Origin of the sequence: Mesorhizobium sp. M7A.F.Ca.CA.002.04.1.1 (assembly GCF_004022805.1) — a bacterium.
GTDB classification, from domain to species: Bacteria; Pseudomonadota; Alphaproteobacteria; order Rhizobiales; family Rhizobiaceae; genus Mesorhizobium; species Mesorhizobium ciceri.
Map to the genome: position 1 here is coordinate 1 of NZ_RZPL01001272.1, position 549 is coordinate 549.

Sequence of the window (549 nt, forward strand, 5' to 3'; positions counted from 1 at the left end):
GGCCTTGGCCATGCTGCGCGCCGGCCATTTCGTCCGCCTTTACGCGCGCGATCCGGAGACCGTCGCCGCGATCGACCGCGGCGAAAATCCACGCTACCTGCCGGGCATTACGCTCCAGCCCGGCATCGTGGCGACGAGCAACATCCAGGCCACGCTCGACGGTGCCGATTGCGTGCTGGCGGTGACGCCGGCGCAGTCGCTGCGGGCGACGCTGGCGGCCGCGAAGGACCATATGCCGGCCGGTATCCCGCTGGTTCTGTGTGCCAAGGGCATCGAAAGCGAGACTGGCGCGTTGCTATCGGCGATTGTCGAAGAAATCCTGCCGCTCAATCCGGTTGCCGTTTTGTCGGGCCCGAGCTTCGCCACCGACGTCGCCCGCGGCCTGCCGACGGCCGTTGTGGTCGCCGCCCGCGACGAGGCATTGGCCGCCGATCTCGCCGCCCGCTTTTCCGCCGAAAATCTGCGCTGCTATTCGAACGACGACCTGATCGGCGTCGAGATCGGCGGCGCCTTGAAGAACGTCTTTGCCATTGCCGCAGGTGCCGTCAC

Annotated in this window: 1 pseudogene; it reads left to right on the forward strand. The window is 67.4% G+C overall.

Features of this window, described 5'->3' with window-relative positions:
- Positions 1-549 (forward strand): annotated as a pseudogene (locus tag ENZ75_RS33745) (glycerol-3-phosphate dehydrogenase); the annotation flags it as partial.